The organism is Brevibacillus sp. TJ4, assembly GCF_044627595.2.
Classification (GTDB): Bacteria; Bacillota; Bacilli; order Brevibacillales; family Brevibacillaceae; genus Brevibacillus.
Genome location: NZ_CP185865.1, coordinates 1,260,756 through 1,284,171 on the forward strand (window position 1 = coordinate 1,260,756; position 23,416 = coordinate 1,284,171).

The 23,416-nt window shown below is 55.1% G+C and carries 25 protein-coding genes; 15 read left to right on the forward strand and 10 right to left on the reverse strand.

The features are described 5' to 3' along the window. Positions 1–70 precede the first annotated feature (70 nt). Entirely contained in the window at positions 71–1,294 is a 1,224-nt protein-coding gene (locus tag ACAF76_RS05955) for an MDR family MFS transporter (protein WP_400164803.1), read from the forward strand. Between the two features lie 3 nt (positions 1,295–1,297). Here the strand turns inward: ACAF76_RS05955 and ACAF76_RS05960 are convergent, their stop codons facing one another. Further along, positions 1,298–2,095 (reverse strand): GDSL-type esterase/lipase family protein, encoded by a 798-nt coding sequence (locus ACAF76_RS05960; RefSeq protein WP_400164804.1) that lies wholly within the window; start codon positions 2,093–2,095, stop codon positions 1,298–1,300. 133 nt (positions 2,096–2,228) lie between these two features. Between ACAF76_RS05960 and ACAF76_RS05965 the strand changes: the two genes are divergently transcribed. The 3 genes from ACAF76_RS05965 (at position 2,229) to ACAF76_RS05975 (ending at position 4,412) form a co-directional block, all read left to right on the forward strand. Then, complete coding sequence (locus ACAF76_RS05965) at positions 2,229–3,191, forward strand: ABC transporter ATP-binding protein (protein WP_400164805.1); 963 nt, start codon at positions 2,229–2,231, stop codon at positions 3,189–3,191. After that, positions 3,157–4,152: an ABC transporter permease subunit gene (locus tag ACAF76_RS05970; protein WP_400164806.1), complete on the forward strand. Its 996-nt coding sequence runs from the start codon at positions 3,157–3,159 to the stop codon at positions 4,150–4,152. Before ACAF76_RS05965 ends, ACAF76_RS05970 begins: the two co-directional genes overlap by 35 nt. A 95-nt stretch (positions 4,153–4,247) precedes the next feature. Then, the gene (locus ACAF76_RS05975; RefSeq protein WP_400164807.1) at positions 4,248–4,412 is read left to right on the forward strand and encodes a hypothetical protein; all 165 of its coding nucleotides are present in this window, start codon (positions 4,248–4,250) and stop codon (positions 4,410–4,412) included. A gap of 132 nt (positions 4,413–4,544) precedes the next feature. Here the strand turns inward: ACAF76_RS05975 and ACAF76_RS05980 are convergent, their stop codons facing one another. From ACAF76_RS05980 to ACAF76_RS05990, 3 genes are all read right to left on the reverse strand, one after another. Then, the gene (locus tag ACAF76_RS05980; protein WP_400164808.1) at positions 4,545–5,948 is read right to left on the reverse strand and encodes a hypothetical protein; all 1,404 of its coding nucleotides are present in this window, start codon (positions 5,946–5,948) and stop codon (positions 4,545–4,547) included. Further along, complete coding sequence (locus tag ACAF76_RS05985) at positions 5,929–6,498, reverse strand: RNA polymerase sigma factor (RefSeq protein ID WP_400164809.1); 570 nt, start codon at positions 6,496–6,498, stop codon at positions 5,929–5,931. The genes ACAF76_RS05980 and ACAF76_RS05985 overlap by 20 nt, the downstream gene beginning before the upstream one ends. 66 nt (positions 6,499–6,564) lie before the next feature. Further along, a complete protein-coding gene (locus ACAF76_RS05990) occupies positions 6,565–8,232 on the reverse strand; it encodes a DNA repair helicase XPB (protein WP_400164810.1) in 1,668 nt (555 codons plus the stop codon). Positions 8,233–8,374: 142 nt separating this feature from the next. Between ACAF76_RS05990 and ACAF76_RS05995 the strand changes: the two genes are divergently transcribed. From ACAF76_RS05995 to ACAF76_RS06040, 10 genes are all read left to right on the forward strand, one after another. Next, positions 8,375–9,700, forward strand: a complete 1,326-nt coding sequence (locus tag ACAF76_RS05995) for a hemolysin family protein (protein ID WP_400164811.1) — start codon at positions 8,375–8,377, stop codon at positions 9,698–9,700. Positions 9,701–9,805: 105 nt separating this feature from the next. Continuing rightward, a complete protein-coding gene (locus ACAF76_RS06000; protein WP_400164812.1) occupies positions 9,806–10,828 on the forward strand; it encodes an ABC transporter substrate binding protein in 1,023 nt (340 codons plus the stop codon). A 120-nt stretch (positions 10,829–10,948) separates the two neighbouring features. Further along, positions 10,949–12,007, forward strand: coding sequence for an ABC transporter substrate-binding protein (locus ACAF76_RS06005; RefSeq protein WP_421617666.1), 1,059 nt, complete (start codon positions 10,949–10,951; stop codon positions 12,005–12,007). A 24-nt stretch (positions 12,008–12,031) separates the two neighbouring features. After that, a complete protein-coding gene (locus ACAF76_RS06010) occupies positions 12,032–12,955 on the forward strand; it encodes an ABC transporter permease (RefSeq protein ID WP_400164813.1) in 924 nt (307 codons plus the stop codon). A gap of 2 nt (positions 12,956–12,957) precedes the next feature. Then, the gene (locus ACAF76_RS06015) at positions 12,958–13,755 is read left to right on the forward strand and encodes an ABC transporter ATP-binding protein (RefSeq protein WP_400164814.1); all 798 of its coding nucleotides are present in this window, start codon (positions 12,958–12,960) and stop codon (positions 13,753–13,755) included. 298 nt (positions 13,756–14,053) lie between these two features. Further along, positions 14,054–14,479: a DUF533 domain-containing protein gene (locus ACAF76_RS06020; protein WP_400164815.1), complete on the forward strand. Its 426-nt coding sequence runs from the start codon at positions 14,054–14,056 to the stop codon at positions 14,477–14,479. Positions 14,480–14,592: 113 nt separating this feature from the next. Continuing rightward, entirely contained in the window at positions 14,593–15,396 is an 804-nt protein-coding gene (gene surE, locus ACAF76_RS06025) for a 5'/3'-nucleotidase SurE (protein ID WP_400164816.1), read from the forward strand. Continuing rightward, on the forward strand, positions 15,393–16,442 hold the full coding sequence (locus ACAF76_RS06030; protein WP_400164817.1) for a hypothetical protein: 1,050 nt from the start codon (positions 15,393–15,395) through the stop codon (positions 16,440–16,442). The genes surE and ACAF76_RS06030 overlap by 4 nt, the downstream gene beginning before the upstream one ends. Before the next feature lie 153 nt (positions 16,443–16,595). Next, entirely contained in the window at positions 16,596–17,192 is a 597-nt protein-coding gene (gene thpR, locus ACAF76_RS06035) for an RNA 2',3'-cyclic phosphodiesterase (protein ID WP_400164818.1), read from the forward strand. Positions 17,193–17,246: 54 nt separating this feature from the next. Then, positions 17,247–17,915 carry a hypothetical protein gene (locus ACAF76_RS06040; RefSeq protein WP_400164819.1) on the forward strand — a complete coding sequence of 223 codons (669 nt, stop codon included), beginning with the start codon at positions 17,247–17,249 and terminating at the stop codon, positions 17,913–17,915. A gap of 70 nt (positions 17,916–17,985) precedes the next feature. Here the strand turns inward: ACAF76_RS06040 and ACAF76_RS06045 are convergent, their stop codons facing one another. The 6 genes from ACAF76_RS06045 to ACAF76_RS06070 form a co-directional block, all read right to left on the reverse strand. Next, the gene (locus tag ACAF76_RS06045; RefSeq protein WP_400164820.1) at positions 17,986–18,471 is read right to left on the reverse strand and encodes a chemotaxis protein CheW; all 486 of its coding nucleotides are present in this window, start codon (positions 18,469–18,471) and stop codon (positions 17,986–17,988) included. A gap of 90 nt (positions 18,472–18,561) precedes the next feature. Continuing rightward, complete coding sequence (locus ACAF76_RS06050) at positions 18,562–18,879, reverse strand: AzlD domain-containing protein (RefSeq protein WP_400164821.1); 318 nt, start codon at positions 18,877–18,879, stop codon at positions 18,562–18,564. Next, positions 18,876–19,613, reverse strand: coding sequence for an AzlC family ABC transporter permease (locus ACAF76_RS06055; RefSeq protein WP_400164822.1), 738 nt, complete (start codon positions 19,611–19,613; stop codon positions 18,876–18,878). The genes ACAF76_RS06050 and ACAF76_RS06055 overlap by 4 nt, the downstream gene beginning before the upstream one ends. Then, entirely contained in the window at positions 19,610–21,037 is a 1,428-nt protein-coding gene (locus ACAF76_RS06060; RefSeq protein ID WP_400164823.1) for a PLP-dependent aminotransferase family protein, read from the reverse strand. Before ACAF76_RS06060 ends, ACAF76_RS06055 begins: the two co-directional genes overlap by 4 nt. A gap of 156 nt (positions 21,038–21,193) precedes the next feature. Continuing rightward, the gene (locus tag ACAF76_RS06065) at positions 21,194–21,715 is read right to left on the reverse strand and encodes an ADP-heptose synthase (protein WP_400164824.1); all 522 of its coding nucleotides are present in this window, start codon (positions 21,713–21,715) and stop codon (positions 21,194–21,196) included. A 73-nt stretch (positions 21,716–21,788) separates the two neighbouring features. Then, positions 21,789–22,412, reverse strand: coding sequence for a MerR family transcriptional regulator (locus tag ACAF76_RS06070; RefSeq protein ID WP_400164825.1), 624 nt, complete (start codon positions 22,410–22,412; stop codon positions 21,789–21,791). A 263-nt stretch (positions 22,413–22,675) separates the two neighbouring features. Here ACAF76_RS06070 and ACAF76_RS06075 point away from each other — a divergent pair, with 263 nt between their 5' ends. Beyond that, entirely contained in the window at positions 22,676–23,401 is a 726-nt protein-coding gene (locus ACAF76_RS06075) for a ZIP family metal transporter (protein ID WP_400164826.1), read from the forward strand. The last annotated feature ends 15 nt before the right edge of the window (positions 23,402–23,416 follow it).

The following is a 23,416-nucleotide window of genomic DNA, read 5'->3' on the forward strand; positions in this document are numbered from 1 at the left end:
CTACAATTGGTAAAATACAGAACGACTGTTCTGGTTTGACGAGTATGCAGAACAGTCGGGGGAGAACGCAATGAACAAAATCAGAGCAATGCTGCAGGAGTTTCACCCGATCGTCTGGTCTTTGGTGATTGGGACTGTATTTGTCCGGGCTGCCAGTTCCATGAGCATGCCTTTTTTGTTTATATACCTTTCCAACAACACCGATATGGACTTGGCCACGATCGGACTGATGATCGGAGCTGGCGCACTGGCCGGGACGGTCGGGGGATTTGTCGCCGGGAACCTGTCCGATCGGATCGGCCGAAGACGCGTCATGCTCGGAGCACTCTACGTATGGACGATCGTCTTCGTCGGCTTTGCCTTGAGCAAAAACCCGCTGCTGCTGCTCGTCCTCAACATGGCCGGGGGACTGTGCCGGTCGTTTTACGAGCCGGTATCGCAGGCGCTGATGGCCGACGTGACCCCGCCGGAGAAGCGCTATCGCGTCTTCGGCTTGCGCTATACGGCGATCAATGTCGGTGTGGCGGTCGGGCCGATCTGTGGCGCGCTTTTGGCCGAGACTTCTGTGGCGCTGCCGTTTCTCATCACGGCTGCGATCTACCTGGTCTACGTGATCGCGCTGCAAGGGCTGCTCAATCGCTTCGGCATCAAAAAGATCGAAGGACAGAAAAAGGAATATGTCACCTTCGGCAGAGCCTTTCAGGTTGTCATCCGCGACAAGGCATTTCGCTTTTTCGTGGTCGGGGGTGCACTCGGAGCGATCGGCTACTCGCAGATGTCCACGACCTTGGCCAAATTCGTCGAGATGAGCATGGTCAACGGCACAATGCTGTTTGCGGCGTTGATGAGCATCAACGCAATCGTCGTCATTTTGTTCCAGATGCCGCTCACCTCCTGGGCAGAAAAAAGGACGCCCCTCACCGCCATTATGGTGGGAAACGTCATGTATGCGATCGGGGATATTGGCTTTGCCTTCGCCGATTCCTGGACGATCTTTGCCATTGCCATGGTCCTGTTTACATTCGGCGAGATTCTCACCTTTACCTCGAGTGATGTGCTGATCGACCGGATGGCGCCGGAAGCGATGCGGGGCAGCTATTACGGAGCCAAAGGCTTTAGCAATGTGGGGCAGTTCATCGGTCCGTGGATGGGCGGAATCCTGCTCGCCTCGTACAGCGGCACCACGCTCTTCCTCGTCGTTGCCATGATCTCGCTGGTCAGTTGCTATTTTTACTGGGCCGGGCAGCGCGCCTTTCTGCTCAGCCAGGCTGGTGCAAAAAGCGAGAGTGCATAAGGATCACTCGAGCGCTTGCAGTACGCGCTCGGCCATCCGGCTGTAGCCGTCGGCGTTGGGGTGAAAATGATCGCTGTACAAATACTGCTGTTCTTTTTGCACAAACAGATCGTACGTCGGGACGACGATGACGCCTGGATGGCGTGCGGCGATTTGCCCAGCCGCATTGTTCCAGTCCAGCACCGGCTTCACCGTGTCCGCTGCGGCTTCCGTGTTTCCGAACGGGTTGTACAAGGACGTATAGATGATCCGCGCGTCTTTGTTGATGGCGCGAATTCGACGAATGATCTCTTCAAAGTTGGCCGCAAGCTGCTCTGCAGTTTCGACCAATTTTTCTTCGTCGAGCAAGTACAGCCCGCCAGTTTGCTGAAACAGGTCGTTGCCGCCGATCGTAAACAGAATCAGGTTTGCTTCGGCAATCAACTGCTTCACCTGGACCTGATCGAGCTGCTCCAGCAGTTCCGGCGATTCCAGTCCGTTGACGGCGAGATTGGTAAAGCGGATCGTCCGGCCGCTCTGCTCCTCCAGTTTTTCGCGTACCCGACCTGCGTAGCCTTGTCCATTGGCATCGCCGGAACCGCGGGTAAGCGAGTCGCCCAATGCCACGATGGTTTCGATTTCTCCTGTGGCAGGCGGAGTAGCTGACGGGGAGGAGCCGCTATCTGCTGCCGGCGGACTTGGGGACGCTGGTGCGAGCTGTTGCGGATTCGTCGCCAGGACAAACCCGACGGCAAGCAGCAGAAAAGAGAGTAGTGCCGAGATGCTTGTGACGAGCCAGAGAAGGCGTCCGGATGTGCTCATCAGGTATCCTCCTGTTCGAAATGATAGTGCTGTGCATGCTATAATAAACGGTAACGATAGTTGTTCTCAGTGTACCATAAAGAGGCTGCTTGCGTCAGGTGAGGAAGGCAGTCGGTGGATAGGAGGAACACGTTTGGCTGAAACGGTTTTGTCTGTAAAGGGACTGCGAAAATCAATCGGCAACAAGCCGATCATTCACGACATTACCTTCGATGTGTACGCAGGTGAGGTATTTGGCTTTCTTGGACCCAACGGCGCCGGAAAGACGACAACGATTCGCATGCTGGTTGGCCTGGCAGCGGCAGACGGCGGGGAAATTCACATCGGCGGCATTTCCATACGCGACCAGTTTCCGCAGGCGATCTCCCAGGTCGGCTGTATCGTCGAAAACCCCGAGCTGTACAAGTTTTTGACGGGACGGGAAAACCTCGAGCAATTCGCCCGCATGAGCGGCGGCATTTCGCCGGAGCGGATCGACGAGATCGTGCGCTTCGTCGATTTGGAGCGGGCGATCGACGACAAGGTCAAAACGTATTCACTCGGAATGAGACAACGGCTGGGGATCGCCCAGGCGCTTTTGCATAAACCCAAAATCCTCATATTGGACGAGCCTACCAACGGACTCGACCCTGCCGGTATCCGCGAGCTTCGCCAATTTATTCGCAAGCTGGCCGAGGAAGAAGGGCTGGCCGTTTTTATCTCCAGCCATTTGCTCAGCGAGATCGAAATGATGTGCGACCGGGTGGCCATCGTCAGCAAGGGCCGGGTCATATCCGTCGGCCTGGTCGAAGAGCTGATGAAGCAATTTGCCGATCAGGTAGACTGGACCGTGCATCCCGACCACGTCGAGCAGGCAATCGGGGTGCTGCGCAGTCTGCCGCTCGTATCCGAGGTCTGGCAAGTCGGAGAAGAGCGGATCAAATGCCAGATGGACACGGAGCGTGTGCACGAGGTGAATCAGGCACTGGTTGCCGCAGGCATCGCCGTAAGCGGAATTGCGACCAAAACAGTGACCTTGGAGGATTTGTTCCTGACGGTGACAGAGGAAGGAGGCGAGGCGAATGGGGCAAAGCATGCTCAGGCTGGTGCAAAATGAGACGATCAAACTGCTTCGCCGCCGGCGTTTTCTCGTCGTCGTCCTGATTCTGGCGATACTCATTCCGATTTTCACCTATGCGCAGTATCATTCCGTCGTGACCACGCAGGAACGGATGGGGACGACAGACTGGCGGCCGATGCTGACGCAGCAGATCGTCGACATGCAAAACCGGCTTGCGTCCAGCAGGCTGCCGGATGAGTGGCGCGATTTGCTCAAGGTACGGATTCAGCAGCAGCAGTATTACCTCGACCATGACATCAACCCGATGGCACCGGGCGGCCCGACGTTTGCCCGGGGCTTTATGGATCAGGCGATTACGATGTTTTTGCCGATGATTATCGTCGTCCTCGCGGTGGACATTGTCTCGTCTGAATTCAGCGAAGGGACGGTCAAGCTGCTGTTGACCCGCCCGGTGCGGCGCTGGAAAATATTGACCAGCAAATACCTCACCTTGCTGCTGTTTACCTCGCTCACGGTCATCACGACGCTGGCCATGGCCTATCTCATATCTGGCGTCGTCTTTGGCTATTCCGGCTGGACGCTGCCGATTTTGACCGGCTTTCAGATCGTCGGCAGCGAATTGGACACCTCGGGCGTATTCATGCTGCCGCAGTGGCAGTTTTTGCTCATGCAGTACGGATTGGGATGGTTCGTCTGTGTCGTCGTGGGCACGATTACGTTCATGGTATCCGTACTCGTGCGTAGCGCTGCGGCAGGGATGGGGATTATGATGGCGGCTTTGATCAGCGGCATGATTTTGACGCAGATGGCTTCTTCGTGGGAGGCGTCGAAGTACCTGTTCAACGTCAACCTGGAACTGACCGACTACCTCAACGGGACGCTTCCGCCGATCGCCGGCATGACGCTGCCGTTTTCGCTCGCGGTGCTCAGTATCTGGGCTATCGCCTCACTCGTCGTCGCCTATACAGTCTTTATCCGCAGGGACGTGACCGCCTGACGTCGATATGCTGCGACGGGCAAGGATACAGCGAGAAAGCTGCCGAATAATCCGCAGCCCTCGATGTCACTCTATAGGAAAAGGAGTGACTGGCGATGAGCACTGATAGAACGAACGAGAAGCCGGTACAGGAACCGGTCGTCGCACCGGGGATGAACATGCACGACGAACTGGAAGAAAAGGCGACAGAAGAGGAGATTGCCAGCGGGGAGTCCACTTCTGTCACCCGTCTGTTTGTCGATCGTACGCCGGGCAGCTAGAGTGCCCGGTTGCGATGAAAAGTCAAAAGGTGTCGCCGCGTAGCAAAAGCTACGGCAGCGACACCTTTTTGTATCTGGGGATTCTATCTGGTTGTGGCTCATGACCATGTATTATACGCTATCGGTGGTGCGCTATGGCTTCCAGGAAATCTGCTTCGATGTCTCGATCAGTTCCTCCAGAGATACGCCGTATGCAGTGATGACCACGTACAGCGAATGGCCGTTCGACTGTGCGTTGAAGTGTACGGCGTGCTGGGCCGCATGCTGCTCGCTGGCATTCGGCTTTTGTTCATAAGTGACGCCGATTGCCTGTTCATTGTTGATCGAAAAAAGCTGTGTGGCGGTAAACGTACCGGGAATCGACAGGCTGCGGTTGCCGTTTTTGTTTCGTTCCACATCGATCCGAATCCAATCCTGGCCGCGCACGTAATGGGAAAACAAGGCTTCTACGTTCTGGCTCGTTTCCGATTCGTAGCGTACCGATATGCTGCTCAGTACAAAGCTGTCCGGAAGCTGGTTCAGGACGGGAACAGGCATATTGGAAGACTGGACGGCTGTGTCCACATCCTGGAACGTAGACACGGTAATTGCCGGTTTGCCGTTTGGAGCGGGAGGACCGACGATTGCGCTGTCCCCTTCGGCAGCGGATGCTGCCGCATTCATTTCACCCTCAGGTGCGGTTAAGGCAAACACGGATTGTTCCGAGACAACGGCGGCAGCGATGCTGGCCTCGCCCGTGCTGTCCGGTGACTCATCAGGCTGGGTTGCTGCAACCGCCGCTTCCTCTGGCGGTTTTTCCTGCGTTGCCGGTTTATCTGCATTGCGCGAGACGATCATCGGGCGTTCTTCTTTGACAGCAGGCTCTGCGTCTTCCGCAGCAGACGTTTCCGGTTGTTGCTCGCCGTTTCCTTCATGCGCAGCGACACTGGCATCGGCTTGTTCCGGCAGAGCGGATGCATCGGTCATCGCAGCCGCCTCATTTCCGGCTGCAGCCAGCTCGCCAGTCTGTTCGGTGGCTGCATTATCAGCAGATTGGGTTGGCGCTTTCTTTGATTGGGCCGTTGGCGGCTCGCCTGCTTCTGCGGCAGTTGATTCGTCGAACGTAAGCAAATGGTTCGCCGCTTCTGGCTGGTTCATGCCGGATGCAGTACCTGATTCCTGTGCAGTCTGCACTCCCGGTCCTTGCAACTGCTGGTAGCCAAAAATTCCGGTGACGAGCAAGACAGCGGCGGCGCTCACCCAAGCATACGGCATGCTTCTGAAGCGTCGCTTTTCTACCGTGCCAGTCGCGGGCGGAAGGGTAGCGGTTGCAGCGTGAGGGGGAGTGACTTGTCCGGCAGTCTGATAAATCGCTTCCATGATGCGATCCTCCAGATGGGCGGGCGGCGACGGAATTTCCTTCAAAAACTGCACCTCCTCATCGCCTAGCGACTGGGATTCCAGCCAGGCAATACAGGCCTCGCATGTTTCCATATGTGAAAGCTGATCACTGTCCGTTTCATCCAGCCATCCGCTTCTAAATTCCTGGCAGTTCATGTACGAGCCCCCCTTCTTTGCGGGATAACAGTTTTGCTAGTTCTTGGCGAGCGCGCAAATAGCGAACACGAGCGGTAGACTCGGCGATCCCGAGCAAGGATGCAATCTTTTCGAACGGATACTCATGGGTACAACGAAGCACGATGACCTCACGATAGGAATCTGACAACAGAGCGAATGCCTCTTCGATCTCACGACGCTGCTCCTTGCTGAGCAAAGACTCCTGCGGGGATCCATCTCTGGCGTTGGAAGGAACGTAGGCCAATTGATCGTCAGAGTCGTGAAATTTCCGGCGGCGCAAAAAGTCGATGCTCTTGTTGCGCGCCAACGTATGCAGCCAGGAAGAAAACTGGCTGTCACCGCGGAAGGTGGACAGCTTTTCATACGCTTTGACAAACACTTCCTGAGTCAGGTCCTCGGCATCAGTACGGTTGTTTACCATTTTATAGATAAACACGTAAATCATATGCTGGTACCGCTGGATCAGTTCGCGATACCGTTCGATGTCGCCTTGCAGAATCCGTTGAATGATTTCGGCGTCGGATTGCATGGAATCTTTGGCCTCCCTTCCCATTTATGAGACGCTGCCGCATCTCGAACGTTTCAATCTTTGTTTTTACATCTCTATAATTTCGTACGGGTATCCCTGTTCTGCGAGAAAAAGCTGGCGGTGCAGGGAAAATTCCTGCTCGCGCGTATCGCGGGTAACGAGTGTGTAGAAATGCGCCTGGTTGCCGCCTTTTTTCGGGCGCAAAATCCGTCCCAGCCGCTGCGCCTCCTCCTGTCGGGAGCCAAACGTGCCGGAGATTTGGATCGCTACATTGGCGTCGGGCAAATCCACGGCAAAATTGGCTACTTTGGAGACGATCAAACGGGTCAGCTTCCCGGTCTTGAATTGCTCGTACAGCAGGGCGCGTTCACTTTCCGGCACCTTGCCCGTGACCAGGGGAATCTGCAGCTGTCGGGCGATCTGTGTCAGCTGGTCGATGTACTGGCCGATGATCAGCACGCGATCGTCCGCGTGTTTTTCCAGCAAACTCCGGACGACTTCCAGCTTGCGCGGATTTTCCGCAGCAATGCGAAACTTTTGTCTGGCAGAAGCATGGGCGTACGATTCTCTCCACGTCGTTTCAAAAGGCAGGCGAATTTCACGGCAGTGCGCGGTCGCAATCCAGCCTGCTGACTCCATACTTTTCCACGATGCTTCATATTTTTTCGGGCCGATCAAGGTAAAGACGTCTTCTTCGCGTCCGTCTTCACGCACCAGCGTCGCCGTCAATCCGAGGCGGCGCGTCGCCTGAATCCCCGATGTGACGCGAAAAACGGGGGCAGGCAGCAGGTGGACTTCGTCGTAGATGACCAAGCCCCATTCGCGCTGCGAGAACAGCTTGATATGAGGGAAGTCTTCATCTGCGCGGGATCGGTATGTCAAAATTTGGTAAGTAGCGACGGTAATCGGCTTTACTTCCTTGCGTTCACCAGTGTATTCCCCAATCAAGGAAGGATCAAGACCTGTTTTGTCACGTATTTCCGAAATCCATTGGCGAACCGAAGTCGTATTGGTAGTCAGAATCAATGTAGCCTGCTGCAAGCGGCAGATTGCACCGACTCCGATCACGGTTTTGCCCGCCCCGCAAGGAAGGACCAGCACGCCGCTGCCTCCTGTCGCAGAGCCGTTGGCGTAAAAAGCCTCTACCGCCTCCTGCTGATACGGCCGCAGGGAAAAGGGAACGCCTGCTGTCGTCGTCTCGCGCAGATGGACCGGACAAGCCTCTCCCTCCGTATAGCCGGCCACATCTTGCACCGGATAGCCGAGCCGGATCAGCTCCTGCTTGATCAAACCGCGATGCAGCGGCAGGATCGCAAACTGCCCGGGAGCGATGCGGCGGGCGAGCAAGGGAGCGAGCGATTTGTAGCTGTACAGGTCGTCCAGCAAGACGGAATCGTCACTGCTCAGCAGCAGCTCCTCACCATCCCGTTCCAGGCGAATCAGGCCGTAACGGCGGACTGTTTCTTCGATTTCCTTGTGCAACGTCGGCGGTACACCGTATTTGCTGTATTGGCTAAGTATCCCGCTGATCTGCTCTGCGTTCATGCCGCTTGCTGCGGCGTTCCACAGGGAGAGAGGGGTAATTCGATAGGTATGAATGTATTCAGGACTTTTGATCAGTTCGGCAAAGCCGCTGATAGCTTGTCTTGCCTCCTCATAAGAGGGGTGTTGCGCCTCCAGTAAAATCGTTCGATCGCTTTGCACGATCAGGGGAAGCTCAGGTTGGTAAGACAAGGGATTCACCTCGACACAATGGCATTGTGAGTTCAGGATTTATGGTAACACATCCGGGAAAAGAAAGAAAAACGAAGCGGTAACATTTGACCCCTGGATGGCAACAATAAGCCAAAAGTGCAGGGAAAGGAGTGTGGCGTCTATGGAGTGGTTATGGGGCCCCCTGCTGAATCTGTTCTTCGTGATGATCCTCGTCTTTCTCAACGGCTTTTTCGTCGCAACTGAATTTGCCATCGTGAAAATTCGCGAGTCGAGGATTACCCAGCTTGTGGCAGAAGGAAATCGCCGTGCCCAGAGTGTCGAGCAAGTGATTCACAACCTCGATGCCTATCTGTCGGCGTGCCAGCTGGGGATCACACTGGCGTCGCTGGGGCTGGGCTGGCTTGGTGAACCCGCCGTCGCCCATTTGCTGCATCCCGTCTTCCAATACTACGGGGTACCCGATAAGTGGGTGGGAAGCATTTCCATTATCATCGGGTTTGCAGTGATTACGTTTTTACATATTGTATTAGGGGAACTGGCTCCCAAAACCTTCGCCATCCAGAAAACCGAGTGGGTGGCGATGAATGTTTCCGGTCCTATCCAACTGTTCCACAAAATCATGTATCCCTTTATTACGTTTTTGAACTGGTCTGCGTTTCGTTTTTTGAAGCTGTTTCGCCTGACCATGGAGCCGCATCAGGAGGCGCATACCGAAGAAGAAATCCGTATTCTCGTAAACGAGAGCCACAAGAGCGGACTGATCGACCAGACGGAAATGATGCTCGTCGGCAACATTTTCGACTTCACCGAGACGATGGCCCGGGAAATTATGGTTCCGCGCACAGACATGGTGGTGCTCGACCTGCACGATTCGTTCGAGGAGAATCTGAAGCTGGTGCAGACCGGCAGATATACGCGCTACCCGGTCGTGGAGGGGGACAAGGATCACGTCGTAGGGAGTTTGCACATCAAGGATATGCTGACCGGACTACTCGAGGACGAGCAGCGGGATATACAAAGCCTGATGCGTCCCGTCCTGACTGTCCCGGAGACGATGTCGATCAGCCGTCTGCTGACGATGCTGCAAAAGCAGCGGGGGCAAATGGCGATCATCATCGACGAGTACGGCGGCACAGCCGGGCTGGTGACGCTGGAGGACATCGTCGAGGAAATCGTCGGGGACATTCAGGACGAGTTTGACGACGAAAGACCCGCAGTCGAGCGCAGAGGCGATACGCTCTCCCTGGACGGGCGCATGCTGCTCGAGGAGGCGAGCGACTTTTTGGACATCGAACTGAGTTCCAGCGATGTCGATACGTTGGCAGGATGGGTCTACATGCAACTCGACCATCCTCCCGTCGTCGGGGATGCGGTCACCTTGGAAAACTACCAGTTTGTCGTAGCCGAGGTCGATCACTACCGGATCACGCGCGTCGTGATCAAGCGGCTGAAAGAATCTCCGCCTGCGGAAGGGGAGGAACAATGAAATTTTACAAAAAAACATTTTCAAGGTTTTTTTCTATGGTATAATGGGACATAGTTTTTCGCTTTTACTGAGCTGAGAAGAGAGAGTTTAGAGGAGGAAGAAGAGATGAGAAGAGCAGTTTCATTCGTATTGACAGGTGTACTTTCCCTTGCCCTGGCGGCATGCGGAACAGGAAATGAACAGGTTGCGAGCACAGGGAACGTACCGACCCCCGCCGCCGAGCCAGAACAGCAGCAAGCAATCAAGCTGGGCTTGACGCAGTTCGTCGAGCATCCGGCACTCGATTCCATCAGTCAGGGAATTTTGGATGGATTGAAGGAAGCGGGATTTGAAGATGGCAAGAATCTGAGCGTCGATTTGCAAAACGCTCATGGAGATATGAACAATACGGTTACGATCGCCCAGAAGTACGCAGGCGATCAAGTGGACATGGTCATTGCGATCGCGACTCCGTCGGCACAGGCGGCAGCCAAAGCGATCACTGACAGACCGGTCATTTTCAGCGCTGTTACTGATCCGTTGTCTGCCCAGTTGGTGAGCAGTCTGGAAGCACCGGACAAAAATGTCACCGGAACGTCTGACAAGGTCTCGATGGAGCAGCAGTTGGAACTGGTCAAATCATTTTTGCCCGATCTGAAAAAACTGGGCGTCATCTACACGACTTCCGAAGTCAACTCCGAGGTCCAGGTCAAGGATCTGGAGGCGGCAGCGGAAAAAGCGGGTGTGGAGATCGTCAAAGCGGGAATTTCGCAATTGAACGAGGTACAGTTGGCGACACAAGGACTGGTCGGCAAGGCAGATGCGATTTTCATTCCGATCGACAACACGATCGTGTCCTCGTTTGAAGCGGTGCTGGGAGTAGCGGAGCAGCACAATCTTCCGGTTTTTGCCTCCGATACAGATACCGTCAAACGCGGCGCAATCGCCACGTACGGAATCGACTACTACCAGGTTGGCGTACAGACCGGAGAGATGGCGGCGCGCGTGCTGAACGGAAAAGCGGTGGCCGAGACACCAGTGGAAGTATCCAAGGTAGCTGAGCTGTACATCAACGAAACAGCGGCTGCACAGTTCGGGCTCGAAATTCCGGAAGAACTGAAGAAGCAGGCAAAAGAATTGATCCAATAAGAGAGAGGGCTTCGGCCCTCTTTTTGTTGTTCTTTCTTTGTCCATCATCTTTTTCCTTTTAAAAATCTTTTAAAAGTGGTACGATAGTGAAAAAATTTCGAAGTTTGGGGGAATCATGTTATGCAGAAAAAGAGAAGAAATCCACTACAAATGGCGGGGCGTTTTTTATTTCCTTTATTGCTTTTGTCCGTTGCAGCGTGTGGACAGCAAAGCAATACTCCGGCAAACAGCCCGTCTGAGCCGGCAGCGTCCACTGAGGCTCCGCAAGGCGATGATGCAGCGCAAGTGAAGATCGGCATCGCGCAATTCGTCGAGCATCCGGCGCTGGATGCGGCACGCGAAGGATTTATCGCGCAAATGGCGAAAAATGGTTATGAGCAGGACAAACAGGTCGTGTACGATCACCAGTCCGCACAGGCGAGCATGGATACTGCGATCTCCATCGCCCAAAAATTTGAGGCCGATCAGGTGGATCTGATCTTGGCGATAGCGACTCCGACTGCACAGGCAGCAGCGCAAACGAGCAAACAGATTCCGATCGTCTTCACAGCCGTCACGGACCCGGTCGAGGCTGGTCTGGTCAGTTCCATGGAAAAGCCGGAAGGAAACGTGACAGGTACATCGGATATGAACCCGGTAGAAGAGCAGTTGAAGCTGATCAAGGAAATCAATCCTGACGCAGCGACAGTCGGCATCATCTACAGCTCCGGCGAAGTTAACTCGAAAGTACAGGTGGACGCAGCGAAAGCCGTGGCCGGCAATCTGGGTCTGACGATCAGCGAGGCAGCGATCACGAGCGCTACCGAAGTCAAACAGGCAGCTGAGTCGATGGTCGGCAAAGTTGACGCATACTATATCCCGACGGACAACCTCGTCGTATCGTCAATCGCCGCAGTATTGAGCGTTGCCGAGGATCAAAAAATCCCGGTCATCGCAGCGGAAGAAAACTCCGTGAAAAGCGGTGCGATCGCAACATACGGGATCGATTACACCAAACTCGGCGAGCAGACGGCTGATATGGCTGTGAAAATTCTGAAAGGCGAAGCCCAACCTGGCGATATGCCAGTCGAAGTACAGGCAGACATGAAACTGGTGATCAACACCAAAGCAGCGGAAAAAATGGGTGTGGAGATTCCGCAAGGCATGCTTGACCGCGCAGGAGAAGTGGTGGAGCAATAAAGCAGCAACAGGAGGACTTCTTTTATGAACTTGGCAATAATGGGAGCGATCGAGCAAGGGCTGATCTTTGGCCTGTTGGCACTCGGCGTATATCTGACCTTCCGCATCCTGAACGTGCCGGACTTGACTGTCGACGGAAGTTTCGCCTTGGGCGGGGCCGTATCTGCCGTCTTGATCATCGACGGAATGTCTCCCATTCTCGCGACCTTGATTGCTTTTGTAATCGGCGGTCTGGCCGGTGCCTTTACCGGGATTTTGCATACAAAAGGAAAAATTAATGCGCTCTTGGCCGGTATTTTGACGATGATCGCATTGTATTCGGTCAATCTGCGCATCATGGGCAAGTCCAACCTGCCGCTGTTGCGCGAAGAGACACTCGTAACGCAGATCAAGAGCCTGGGAATTCCCGATTTGGCAGTTGGCGGCATCACGCTTTTGACCGGCACGGCGATGATGTTTATCGTCATCGTCCTGATTATCAAGCTGCTGATCGACTGGTTCCTGCACACCGATGTAGGTCAGGACCTGCGTGCAACTGGTGACAATCCGAAAATGATTCGCAGCTTCGGTGTCAACACCGATACGACAACGATCATCGGCTTGACGCTGTCAAATGGACTGGTTGCCGTGTCCGGTGCCTGGTTAGCCCAGTACCAGGGCTTTGCAGATGTAGGGATGGGGATCGGGATGATCGTCATCGGTCTCGCTTCTGTTATCGTCGGGGAAGTCCTGTTTGGCAGCTCGTCCATCTTCCGCGTGACACTCGCTGTCATCTGCGGCTCAATCGTCTACCGCCTGGTCATCGCGCTGGCGCTGCGGGCAGGTCTGGACCCGTCTGACATGAAGCTGATCACCGCGCTGATCGTTATTGTCGCCCTTACCGTACCGACGTTTGCCCAAGGCATCTGGAGAAAACAAGCGGTCCGTTCGGCAAAAGGAGGTCAGTGAGGGTGCTTACTATCACGAATGTAAACAAAGTATTCAACGCAGGTACAGTCAATGAAAAAATCGCGCTGCGCGATGTCAATCTGCAGGTCAAGCAGGGCGAGTTCATCACCGTAATCGGCAGCAACGGCGCGGGCAAATCGACACTGATGAACGTCATTTCCGGCGGCTTGATTCCCGACATGGGCAGTGTCGTGATCGACGGCAAGGATGTCACGCGCCTGGGCGAGCACCAGCGAGCCGGATTGATCGGCCGCGTCTTCCAGGACCCGATGGCTGGGACGGCACCTCATATGACGATTGAGGAAAACCTGTCGATCGCGTTAGGCCGTGGAAAGAGACGCACGCTTTCCTTCGGGGTGAACAACCAGAAGCGGGAGCTGTTTCGGGAGCAGTTGAAACAGTTGGACCAAGGGCTGGAAGACCGTCTGAAAACGAAGGTCGGCTTCCTCTCCGGCGGTCAGCGGCAGGCGCTCAGCCTGTTGATGGCGACGTTTACCGAGCCGAAAATCCTGCTTCTCGATGAGCATACAGCGGCGCTGGACCCGAAGCGGGCGCAACTGATCGTGGAGCTGACCGAAAAAGTCGTCAACCAGTACAAGCTGACGACAATCATGGTCACTCACAACATGGAACAGGCGCTCAACATGGGGAACCGTCTGCTCATGCTGCATGATGGCGGGATTATTCTCGACATTCCGGACGAGAAAAAGCGGGAGATGAAGCCGCAGGACCTGCTCAAAGCCTTCGAGATGGCGCGCGGCGGGGAGAGCTTTAGCGAAGACCGCTACTTGTTGTCGTAGGATTTGTCGGTGCAGGGGCTGTCCACTCAGTCAAGTGACTGTGGGATAGCCTCTTTTTTCATACCGAAAAAGGTGGAATTTCGTCAGCAGACAGCCGATAAGAAGAAGGAAGGCGGCAAACGGCAAAACAGCAGCAGGATGCCGTTACACGGCAGAGGCGTCGAATCTAGTAAAAATTTGTCACAATATTAGCGTGAAACCGCTTTCTTCGTTGCGCGTATACTATAGTAAGGAGGTTTTCGTTGATGGAAAACGAACTTCCATTAAAGAAGCGGCTGTCCGGGGGAGGAAGAGCGCCTTGTTACCAAAAGCAGAAAAAGAAAAGCAAATTCTGTTTGCTTCGATACGCTTGATGATTTGTGTAGGCCATGCAGATGGCTACATTGGCAATAAAGAAGTGAGCCGTATTCACGACATGGTGAATGGGGAACACTTCACCTTGAAAGAACGGCAAATTTTGATGGACGATCTGGACTATCCCAAGCGTCCCGAGGTGATCATTGAGGATTTGGTCGACCTCAACCTGGAAGAAAAACTGATTATGATGCGCAAGCTCTACTACATGGCCTTGATTGACCGGAAGCTGTCAGCATTGGAGTCCAACGAAATTCGCCGGATCGCCAGCCTGCTCGGCATTTCGCCGGAGAAACAGCATCAGGTAGAAGAGTGGATCAAGGAAGGCATCAGATGGAAAGAGAGCTGGAACGACATCGTCGCTGAGTAGGCTCGTCCCGTTTCTCCCTTGTCCGAACTTTTTGAGGAGACCATCCCTTCCTTTTGGTACAATAAGGGGGAAAGTGAAGCTGACGGTTGGCTCAAAGGCTGAGGAGGAATCTGATGTTTAAAATATTGATTACAAACGACGACGGAATTGACGCATTGGGAATCAGGCGTTTGGCCGAGGCGGCGCTCACGCTGGATGGGGCTGAAGTATACGTGGTCGCTCCGGCAGAAGAAAAAAGCGGAGTCGGGCACGGACTGACATACAGAAGTGCGCTTTCACCGGAACAACGCGATTTTTACGGCTTGCCGGTCAAAGCATGGGCGGTAAACGGTAACCCGGCTGACTGTGTGAAGGCGGCTTACCACTTGCTGTTTGCCGGTGACGAAAAGCCGGACATCGTCTTTTCCGGTATCAATGTCGGGACGAACCTGGGACGGGATATTTACTATTCGGGCACGTGCAGCGGAGCGCGAGAAGCCGTACTGCTCGGCGTCCCAGGGGTCGCCTTTTCGTATGACAACTGGGAAGACCAGGACAATTACGGAGAGGTCGTAGAGCTGATCGCTCCCTTGACCCGTGATTTTTGCGAGCGGGCTGCTAAGAAAAAGCTGCCTGCCGAAGTGTTCTGGAATGTCAACATTCCGCATCTGCCAAAAAGCGAGGTAAAGGGCGTACTGCCTGCCGCATTATCGCTCAACCACTACGAGGATCGCTACCAGCAGGTGGACGAAGGGTATTTTTTGACCCGTACATATCCAGATGGAATCCCGCTGGCCGAACCGCAGGATTACCATTTGCTCAAGCATGGCTACATCGCGGTCACGCCTGTCCATATCGATGCGACAGACAAGAAGCTGCTGCAGGAAATGGAGGATTGGCCGCTGATCAAATCGTGGGGAAAGCGTGACGGCGTATGAGTGAGGAGTTTGTGCCGAAAATCACGCCCGACCCTACGCTTTCTTCCCCGAGTCGCGACACCTTGGGCGAGGTGTTAGACCGGGAAACCTTTTTCGACCTGTACGAGCTGGCTGACGCGCAGGGACTGCCCTATTTTGCCCGGCTGAACGCTGCGGGAGAAGTGGAGTTGTTTCTCGTCTTCGAAAGCGTCGATGCGTTCAGCGAGCAGACACGCGATGCGGTGTCGCTGGAGTTCAAGACGTACCGGCAAAACTTGCTGGCCGTGATCTGGACGCTGTCCGATCCGCTGCAGCCGCTCGGATTTCCGCTCGCGTTTGACATCGCCAAGGAAGAAGACCGCTACATGGCGCTGACTATGCTTGATCAGCCGCATATCCGTTTGCACTATATGGCGTACGAGCAAGGCTCGCTGACGCATATTTACACGGAGCCGATCTATTTGTCGGTCGGGGAGGTAAATGCTGCTCGGGAGATGGTTCGCGCGCTGTACGAAGGCAAGGATACGGAAGCGCCCGGTGACGAGCAGGTGCAGGAGGAAGAAGCGAAGACGATCCCGGCGATCTGTCTGCCTGTCGAGGTGTTGCAGGAGACAGGGATGGCCTACGTGTTTGACTACGCAACGCTGCTGCGGGAACACGGCGAGGAGGCCGCGCATCACCAGTTGATGGGCACGGTGCAGCAGGCGATGCTGGTCATGCGCCGCCACTCCCACAGCGAGGTGCGGGATTCCTCCTTTACGATCTGGGTCGGCGAGCAGGCGTCAAGCCTGTACCTAGTTGTGACACCCGCCTTGCAGTATCTGTTTGAGGAGCTTTCCCAGCCAGAGGATGAAGCCAATCCGTTTTCCCGCTTTTTTGCCATGCTGGCCGCGTATCGGGAAAAAGCGGAAGCGTCACCGCTGCGGCTCGGGGCATTTCCGATCCTGCGCTACGAGGCAGGAAAGCTGTACCACTTGGAAATCGATGCGCACACCCAGGAGCTGCTCGCCCGTCTCCATCAGCAGGTGTACCCGCAGGCGGGCAATCCGTACCAGGAAGGCTCGTGATCCTCGACAGTGCAACAGAATAGGCAGCAGGCATTCCGGGAATCGTAAATCGGAAAGCTGGTGGCTGCTGCTGCCGTATGCGGCAACATTGAGACAGCTCTCCATCGCGGGGAGCTTTTATCTTTTCCAGGCAAGAGAAGGAGGAACCATACCATGCGCTTGTTTGTGGCATTGGACATACCAGAACACGCTGTACAGTACCTGGCCGATGTCCAGGAGCAGCTTCGCCGCCAGACGACTGCGGACAGGTGGCAATCCCTTCACAATCTGCATTTGACACTCCACTTCCTCGGGGAGGTGGACGAAGCGTTGATCCCGGCTATTTGCGAGGATATGGACATCGTCAGCGCGATTATCAAGCCGTTTCGCCTGAGCACGAACGAGTTCGGCGCATTCCCTACGATCTTTCATCCGCGCGTGCTCTGGATCGGGCTTGGCGGCCAAATCCGCGTACTGCAGCAGCTTCACCTGCTGCTGGCCAAACGCTTCGAGCTGCGGCCTGGGCTTTCGTACGACAAGCGAAAGTACCAACCGCATATCACGTTGGCCAGAGGCTTGCGGGCATCGGATCAGGGTCTGCCCCTGACGCAGTGGAACGAGCAGTTTTTGGCGCTGCAGCCGCCGCAGTGGCAGGTCAGCCAGGTGCACCTGTATCAGTCGGAGCTGTTGCCGCGAGGGGCGGTACATACAATTTTGCACAGCAGTACGTTTGACAAAGATCACGGAAAAAAACAAGCGATTCCTGAATAGAGTATGAAGGAGTGATTTTTGCAGAGCCTTCAATGCAAAGGCGGTGGAAAACGGATGGGTGAACTCACAACCGGCATTCTGTATCCGCGCAAATACGAACCAAAAGTGTTGCTCGCCTTGTCCAAGGTGGAGCAGCCGCATTTTCACCGGAACGTCAACCAGGAATGGAACGCTTTTTTCTTGCAGGACGAGTGGCTGGAGACGCCTGTGACACTTTGCTTTTTGCTGAGGCTGTCGAAACAGTGTGTGCCGCTTCTCTGGTTTCACGACGCGGAGGACAACGGCTGGGGCTTTCGGCTTTTCGATGGCGGCTACGAAGTCTCGTCCGGAACGATCAGCTACTCGCTGGATGTGGAAATGGCGGAAGCGGAATTCAGCCGGCTGTACCCGGAGATCGATTTGCAGGAAGGGGTCATCGAGAGCGAGGAGATTCGCCTGGCGTACGAGGAAATTTTGGAGCGGGTCGTGCGTTCTGAGGCATACCGACACGAGGTCGGGAAAGGAATCAATCGGCTCAAGCCGCAATCGTTCAACCGGATTGTCGGGCCCAAGCAGGTTCAGCAGCTTCGGTCACTGTTTGACCTGCGGCTGTTGACGGATGTGGACGAGGAGACTGGAGCGTCTCTCCTCTACGATTCTGTCGATTTGTTCAAGGAAATTTTGGGCATCGAGGAAATGGTCTGGGTCAACTACGCCTATCTGGCCAGCGGTGGCAGGGAGTAAGGGAAAAAATGCGAGACGGGCTGCATTTGCTTCGCCCGTCTGCTTGTTTCCTCGTGGTCGTGGAAGAATGCTATTGCTCGTCTTTTTTCAGCCACTGGGCAAAAATCTGATCGACGTCAAGCAGCATGATCAGCTTTTCGTTCAGTCTGGCGATCCCTTGCAGGTACTTGCCTTCTACGCCGGCGACGATCGCAGGAGCGGGTTCGATCAAGCTCGCGGGAATGTGTACCACTTCCGAGACAGCATCCACGATAATGCCCAGCTCGAGCCCGTCCAACTGCAAATCGACAAAGCGCGTCTCTTCGGTGATCTCCACGGAATTCAATCCGAACATTTTGCGCAGGTTGACAATTGGCAAAATTCGCCCGCGCAGGTCAATAACGCCTTCTACGTACTCTGGCGATTTTGGAAACCGGGTAATAGGCAATGGCTTGATAATTTCACGCACCAGTGAAATGGACAGCCCGTAATACTCATTCCCCATGTGGAACAGAATCGACTGAACGGATTCTTCCGTCTCCCAGTCCAAACCATCCCTCTGACTTGTTACTTCCATGACAAATTACCTCCCCGAAAAGGACTATCCATTCTTTACCCACATTGTACCATGGACCAAACGTCTTCGGGCAGCTTTCTTTTTGCCGGTCTACTGCCATGGAAGGAAACCGAGCGAATCCAGAACGACCAGTCCGAGGCTAACCCCGAAGCTGAGAAACACATTTTTGCTGAGCGCCATGACGGCGAGACAGACCAGGCTGGCCACAAACGGCACCGGCTGGAAGACGATGTGCTCGCCTTGGACGAACAGGGAAGGAAAGATCAGTCCGGCAAAAATGCCTACAGGAATGAACATCAGCCCGTTTTTCAGCCGGGGTGAGAGCAAATGGTCAGGCAGCCGCAGGAAGAGGCGGCGGGAAAGGTACGTGGCGATGCTCATCAAAACATATGTCCAAAACAGGTTCATGCTGACTCCTCCTTCGGGTGAGAGGGCGATGCGTCGTCCGGCTTGGCTTCCCCGGACAGCATGTAGCCGATCAAAAAGGCGACAATGCCGGCAATGAGCAGGTGCAGGCCGTTGGGCAGCAGGATAGAAAAGACGATAGCGGCTGCGCCGCACAGCAAAAAGGTGACCACTCGCGCGACCGAGAATAGCTGGTAGTAGGCCAGGGCCAAAAACATCGCGATAAAGCTGAATCCGAGGCCGAGTGAGGCCGGGTCGGGTATCCACTGTCCGGCGACGGTTCCCAGCGAAGTGCCGACCAGCCAGCAGACGTACAGCGAGACGCCTACCCCTACGATGTAGGGAGCGCTGCTTTGTTCGTGGCGAAAGCGGTTCAACGCGATCGCGTATTGTTCGTCAGTCAGGAAAAAGGCCAGCCCGTTGACCTGTCTGCGGGAAAACTGCTGGTAGTAAGGCGAGATCGAGACGCCCATTAACAGGTGGCGCGTGTTCAACAGGCAGGTGGTGATCAGGATCGCCCACATGCTCGCTTGCTCGGCAATCATCGAGACAGCGCTGAATTGCGCGGCACCGCTGTAGACGAACAGCGACATGGCGATGCTTTCCCAGCTCGTCAGTCCGGCTTGCAACGCCATCATTCCGTAAATCGTGCCGGACAGGATGTAGCTGGCCATCATCGGGAGCGCATCCCACAGGCCGTTTTTGAAGGATGCAAGTGCTTGTGACGAGATTTTCATCGGGTTTCCTCCATCAGTTCACGTAGCGTTTTTGACAAGATTGACATTCCGGCATGAATCGCCTCTTCGCCTTCATGGGTGTAGCAGAGGCGGATGTATGGCTGCTCTACCTCACGCAGCAAAAACATGTCGCCGCTGGCAAAGGAGACACCAGCCGCACGGCACCGTTGCGCCAGCTTGCGCGCCTCGATCCCTTCTGGCAGCGCGATCCAGAAGTAGAAGCCGCCCGCAGGAATCTCGTAGCGAATACCCAGGTGGCGCAGCGAATCGAGATGGGATTCCATCAGCTTCGCCTGCAAAACGTAGTGTTGTCGCGCGTTGGCGAGGTGCGGGCGCAGAGCCCCGTCTGCGAGCATCGCAGCGAGGGCGATTTGTCCGAGTGCATTGGTGGAAATGGACAGTTCCTTCAGGCGGCTCACCAGATCGATGATTTGCCTGCTGCCGGCGATCCAGCCGATGCGCAGGCCGGGAAACAGCAGCTTGGAAAACGTATTCAAATAAATCACATTGCCGTAAGCGTCCCATTGTTTCAGGGGAGGAGGTGCTTCAGTGTGCAGGTGAAGATGCCGGTACGCGTCATCCTCGACGATCGGCACGCCGTATCGTTCGCTCAGCGCCAGCAGCTTCCTGCGCCGGGACAGGCTTAGCGTTCGCCCGGTCGGGTTGTGAAAAGTCGGGACGGTGTAGATAAAGCGCGGTTGGGTGCGGGCGAGTATGCCCTCCAGCACGTCGACCCGCATGCCTTCATCATCGAGGGGGACGGGAATGATGCGTATGCCCAGCGATGTAAACAATTGCAACGAGCCAAAATAGGTCGGCATTTCCGTGACGATGGCATCTCCAGGGCGGGCCAACAGTGTCGTCAGCATGTACAAGCCTTCCTGGGAACCGCTCGTGACACATACCTGCTCCGGGCTGGAAATTTGCTCCATTCCCATCCATTCGACGAGCTGCTCGCGAAGCTGCGGCAGCCCCTTCACCGAAGTGAAATAATACGATTCCGCGCGTTCTGCTGCCGCTTTTACGTATTCCCCCAGGCGAGAAGTTGCGAGCGTGCGTTTCCCGCCGTCTCCGTGGGCGAAGTTAATGATGTGCGGATCGTCGTCAGCGATCGCCAACAGCTCCGCCATGTGCGAGGGAGAGGACTCCAGCGAGCGGTGGGCGTGGCGGTCATTCCAATCGACACGACTGATCGCGGGAACAGGAGGAAGCGCTTCGACGTAGCGGCCGCTGCCCATTTTCCCCGTGATCAGCCCCTCTGCCTCCAGTTCCCCCAATGCCCGGACGATCGTATTGCGGCTGACGTTCAACTCGGCAGCGAGTTTTCTTTCTGGCGGCAATGGGGAGCCAATTGGCAGCTCGCCGCTGAAAATTTTATACTTCATTTGGTTGTAGACGCTTGTGTAGATTGGCTTTCTACCCATAATGATGCTCCTTGCAGCCGATTCGTTTTTCGCTTTACTATACCGATAAATGGCAGGAAAAAAAAGAGCCAATTTCCTGGCGATAAAAAGCCACAAACGTAAAAACAGACTGGCGGCGTCGGCCAGTCTGCTGTCTGGAAAAGCAGGTCTATGCTGTTACGGCTCCTGCAGTTCGCGAATCGAGATGCCTTCTTCCATGGCAAACTCGAAGTCTTCCACATCGTAAAACTGGATCGGCACGACGTACTCCAGAATGCGATCCTGAAAGTCCGGCTGATCGGTCAGCAGCGGAACTTCGAAGCGCATGGCGGCGAGCAGAAGCTGGGTTTCGACCGGGTCGAACAGTTCTCCCCACATCGCGTTGTCCTCGCTGTTTACGATGGTGAGCGTCACACCGTTGGGAAAGGCAAAGGGAACTTTTGCCCAGGGAGCAATCAAGCCTTTTTCCATCCGCTTGCGGTTGAATGGGTCAGAAAAAAAATCGCTCATCTCCCGCATGATCTGGCGCACGTGCTTTTCATCGCTGGACAGGGGCATGATCGGTTCAGGGCTTGCGAGAAACTCGTCCAGCTCGTAAATTGTGGTAACGGGTATCAAATATTCCACCGGCTGGGAAGGGGCCATCAGCTCTCCATATATAGCCAGCATGATCGCTTCGATAACGAATTGTTTGGGCATTACGACAACCCTCCTCGTTATCATCATACTGAAATCGAGCCATCCCAACAACCCCGCAGGGGCAATTCAGACGCTACTGCTCGACTGTCTGGTCCGAGCGGGTAAACCAGCGGAAGGGATTGAGCGACCAGCGGGACTGGTATCGGGCGTAGCGCTCTTTGCGCTTGGTCAGCCGCTGCTGCATCAAATCCATTTCAAACGTCACCCTGCGCAATTCCAGGCGCAAGGTTTCTTGCCGCTCTTCAATATCGGTAATCTTTTGCAGAATCGTCGTCTGCGTCTGGTTGAGCGATGAAAGCTGCGTCAGTTGGTGCTGGAACTGAACGAGAGCTTCCTGGACGGACTGCTCGACCTCGTAGACGCCGTTTTGCACGGCGATCGCCTGCTCGGGCTTGGAGACAGTCACGGCAACTTCGTCAAACAACAGCTCGTCAGGAACAAGCATGTCTGCGGGCAGGTAGCCTTCCTCGCATAGCTGGCGCTGGATCTCGCGCAGCGAACCTCTGCCGCTTTCTTTTCGTTCTTTCACTTCTTTCAACAAGGAAAAGCCTTTCTCGCTAATCAAATAGTGACCCTGTGGATTTTTTTGGCGTTCCTGTGCCGGCACAAACATTTCGAGCCAGTTGCGCAAGGTGCGTACGTGAACGTCAAGGCGATCAGCTACTTCTTTTGAAGCCATCCAAACTTGTACATCCATCTGGAATCACTCCTTTTTCCCACTTCTTTTCCCGGTGAGGCCATTATAGCACCATTTTTTTCCGGGAAAAGGGGAATCGACAAAGGTTCTAAAAACTAGTGTCGATTCGTCTGTTTCGGACAAGAGGGCCATTTTTTGTCACTTTGAGCGGGAAGAATGACGCAAGCGCGGCGAAAACGATGCCGTCCAATCATATCAGCGGGGACAGGCGCGTAAGATGAGATGAAAGGAAGACGTGGACCAGGGAAGGAATAGAGTGGACGATGCAACCGGTTATGTGGATTCTTTTGCTTTCTGCCGCCGCTTCCAGCAGCGTCGGCGGGCTCGTCTTGTGCTTGCGGTCATGGTCGAAAGAGGCTTTGCTGTTCATGCTGGCGACAGGAGCCGGCCTGCTTCTGGCGATTACCTTTCTCGATCTGATGCCGCATGTCATGTCGCTTGGCGCGCAACCGATGATGCCATTTGTGCTGATTGGCTTTGCCCTGTTTTTCGTGGTCGATTCGTTTTCTGTCTCCGGTGCGAAGGGACAGATCGGCTCGCCGGGCATCGTCGGCATCATGGCAGGCTTTATGCTGCACGCCTTTATCGAAGGCGCTTCCCTGATCAACGGCTTCCAGCTAGACGCAGATGTCGGCATGTCGCTATTGGTCGCGCTGCTTTTGCACAAAATTCCCGACGGGGTCACCGCCGCAGCCCTGGTGTTGGCGGCTACCGGCTCACGACTCCGCGCGTTTTGGGCAGCGACCGCGCTTGGTATCGCCACGCTGGCCGGAGGGGCAGGCATGGGAGCGATGGAGGCGGTCTTTCCCAAGGATTGGTCGCCCGTGCTGCTCGCACTCACCACAGGGATCTTTCTCTACCTGTCTGCGAGCCACCTCATTCCCCACCTTTTGCGGGAGCGAAATCCGCGACTGGGCTACTATTTGCTTGGCTCGATGCTCGCCTACCTGCTTGTTTTCGTCTACTTGCACGGAGGACATCATGCATAAAGCATCCGTTTGTCC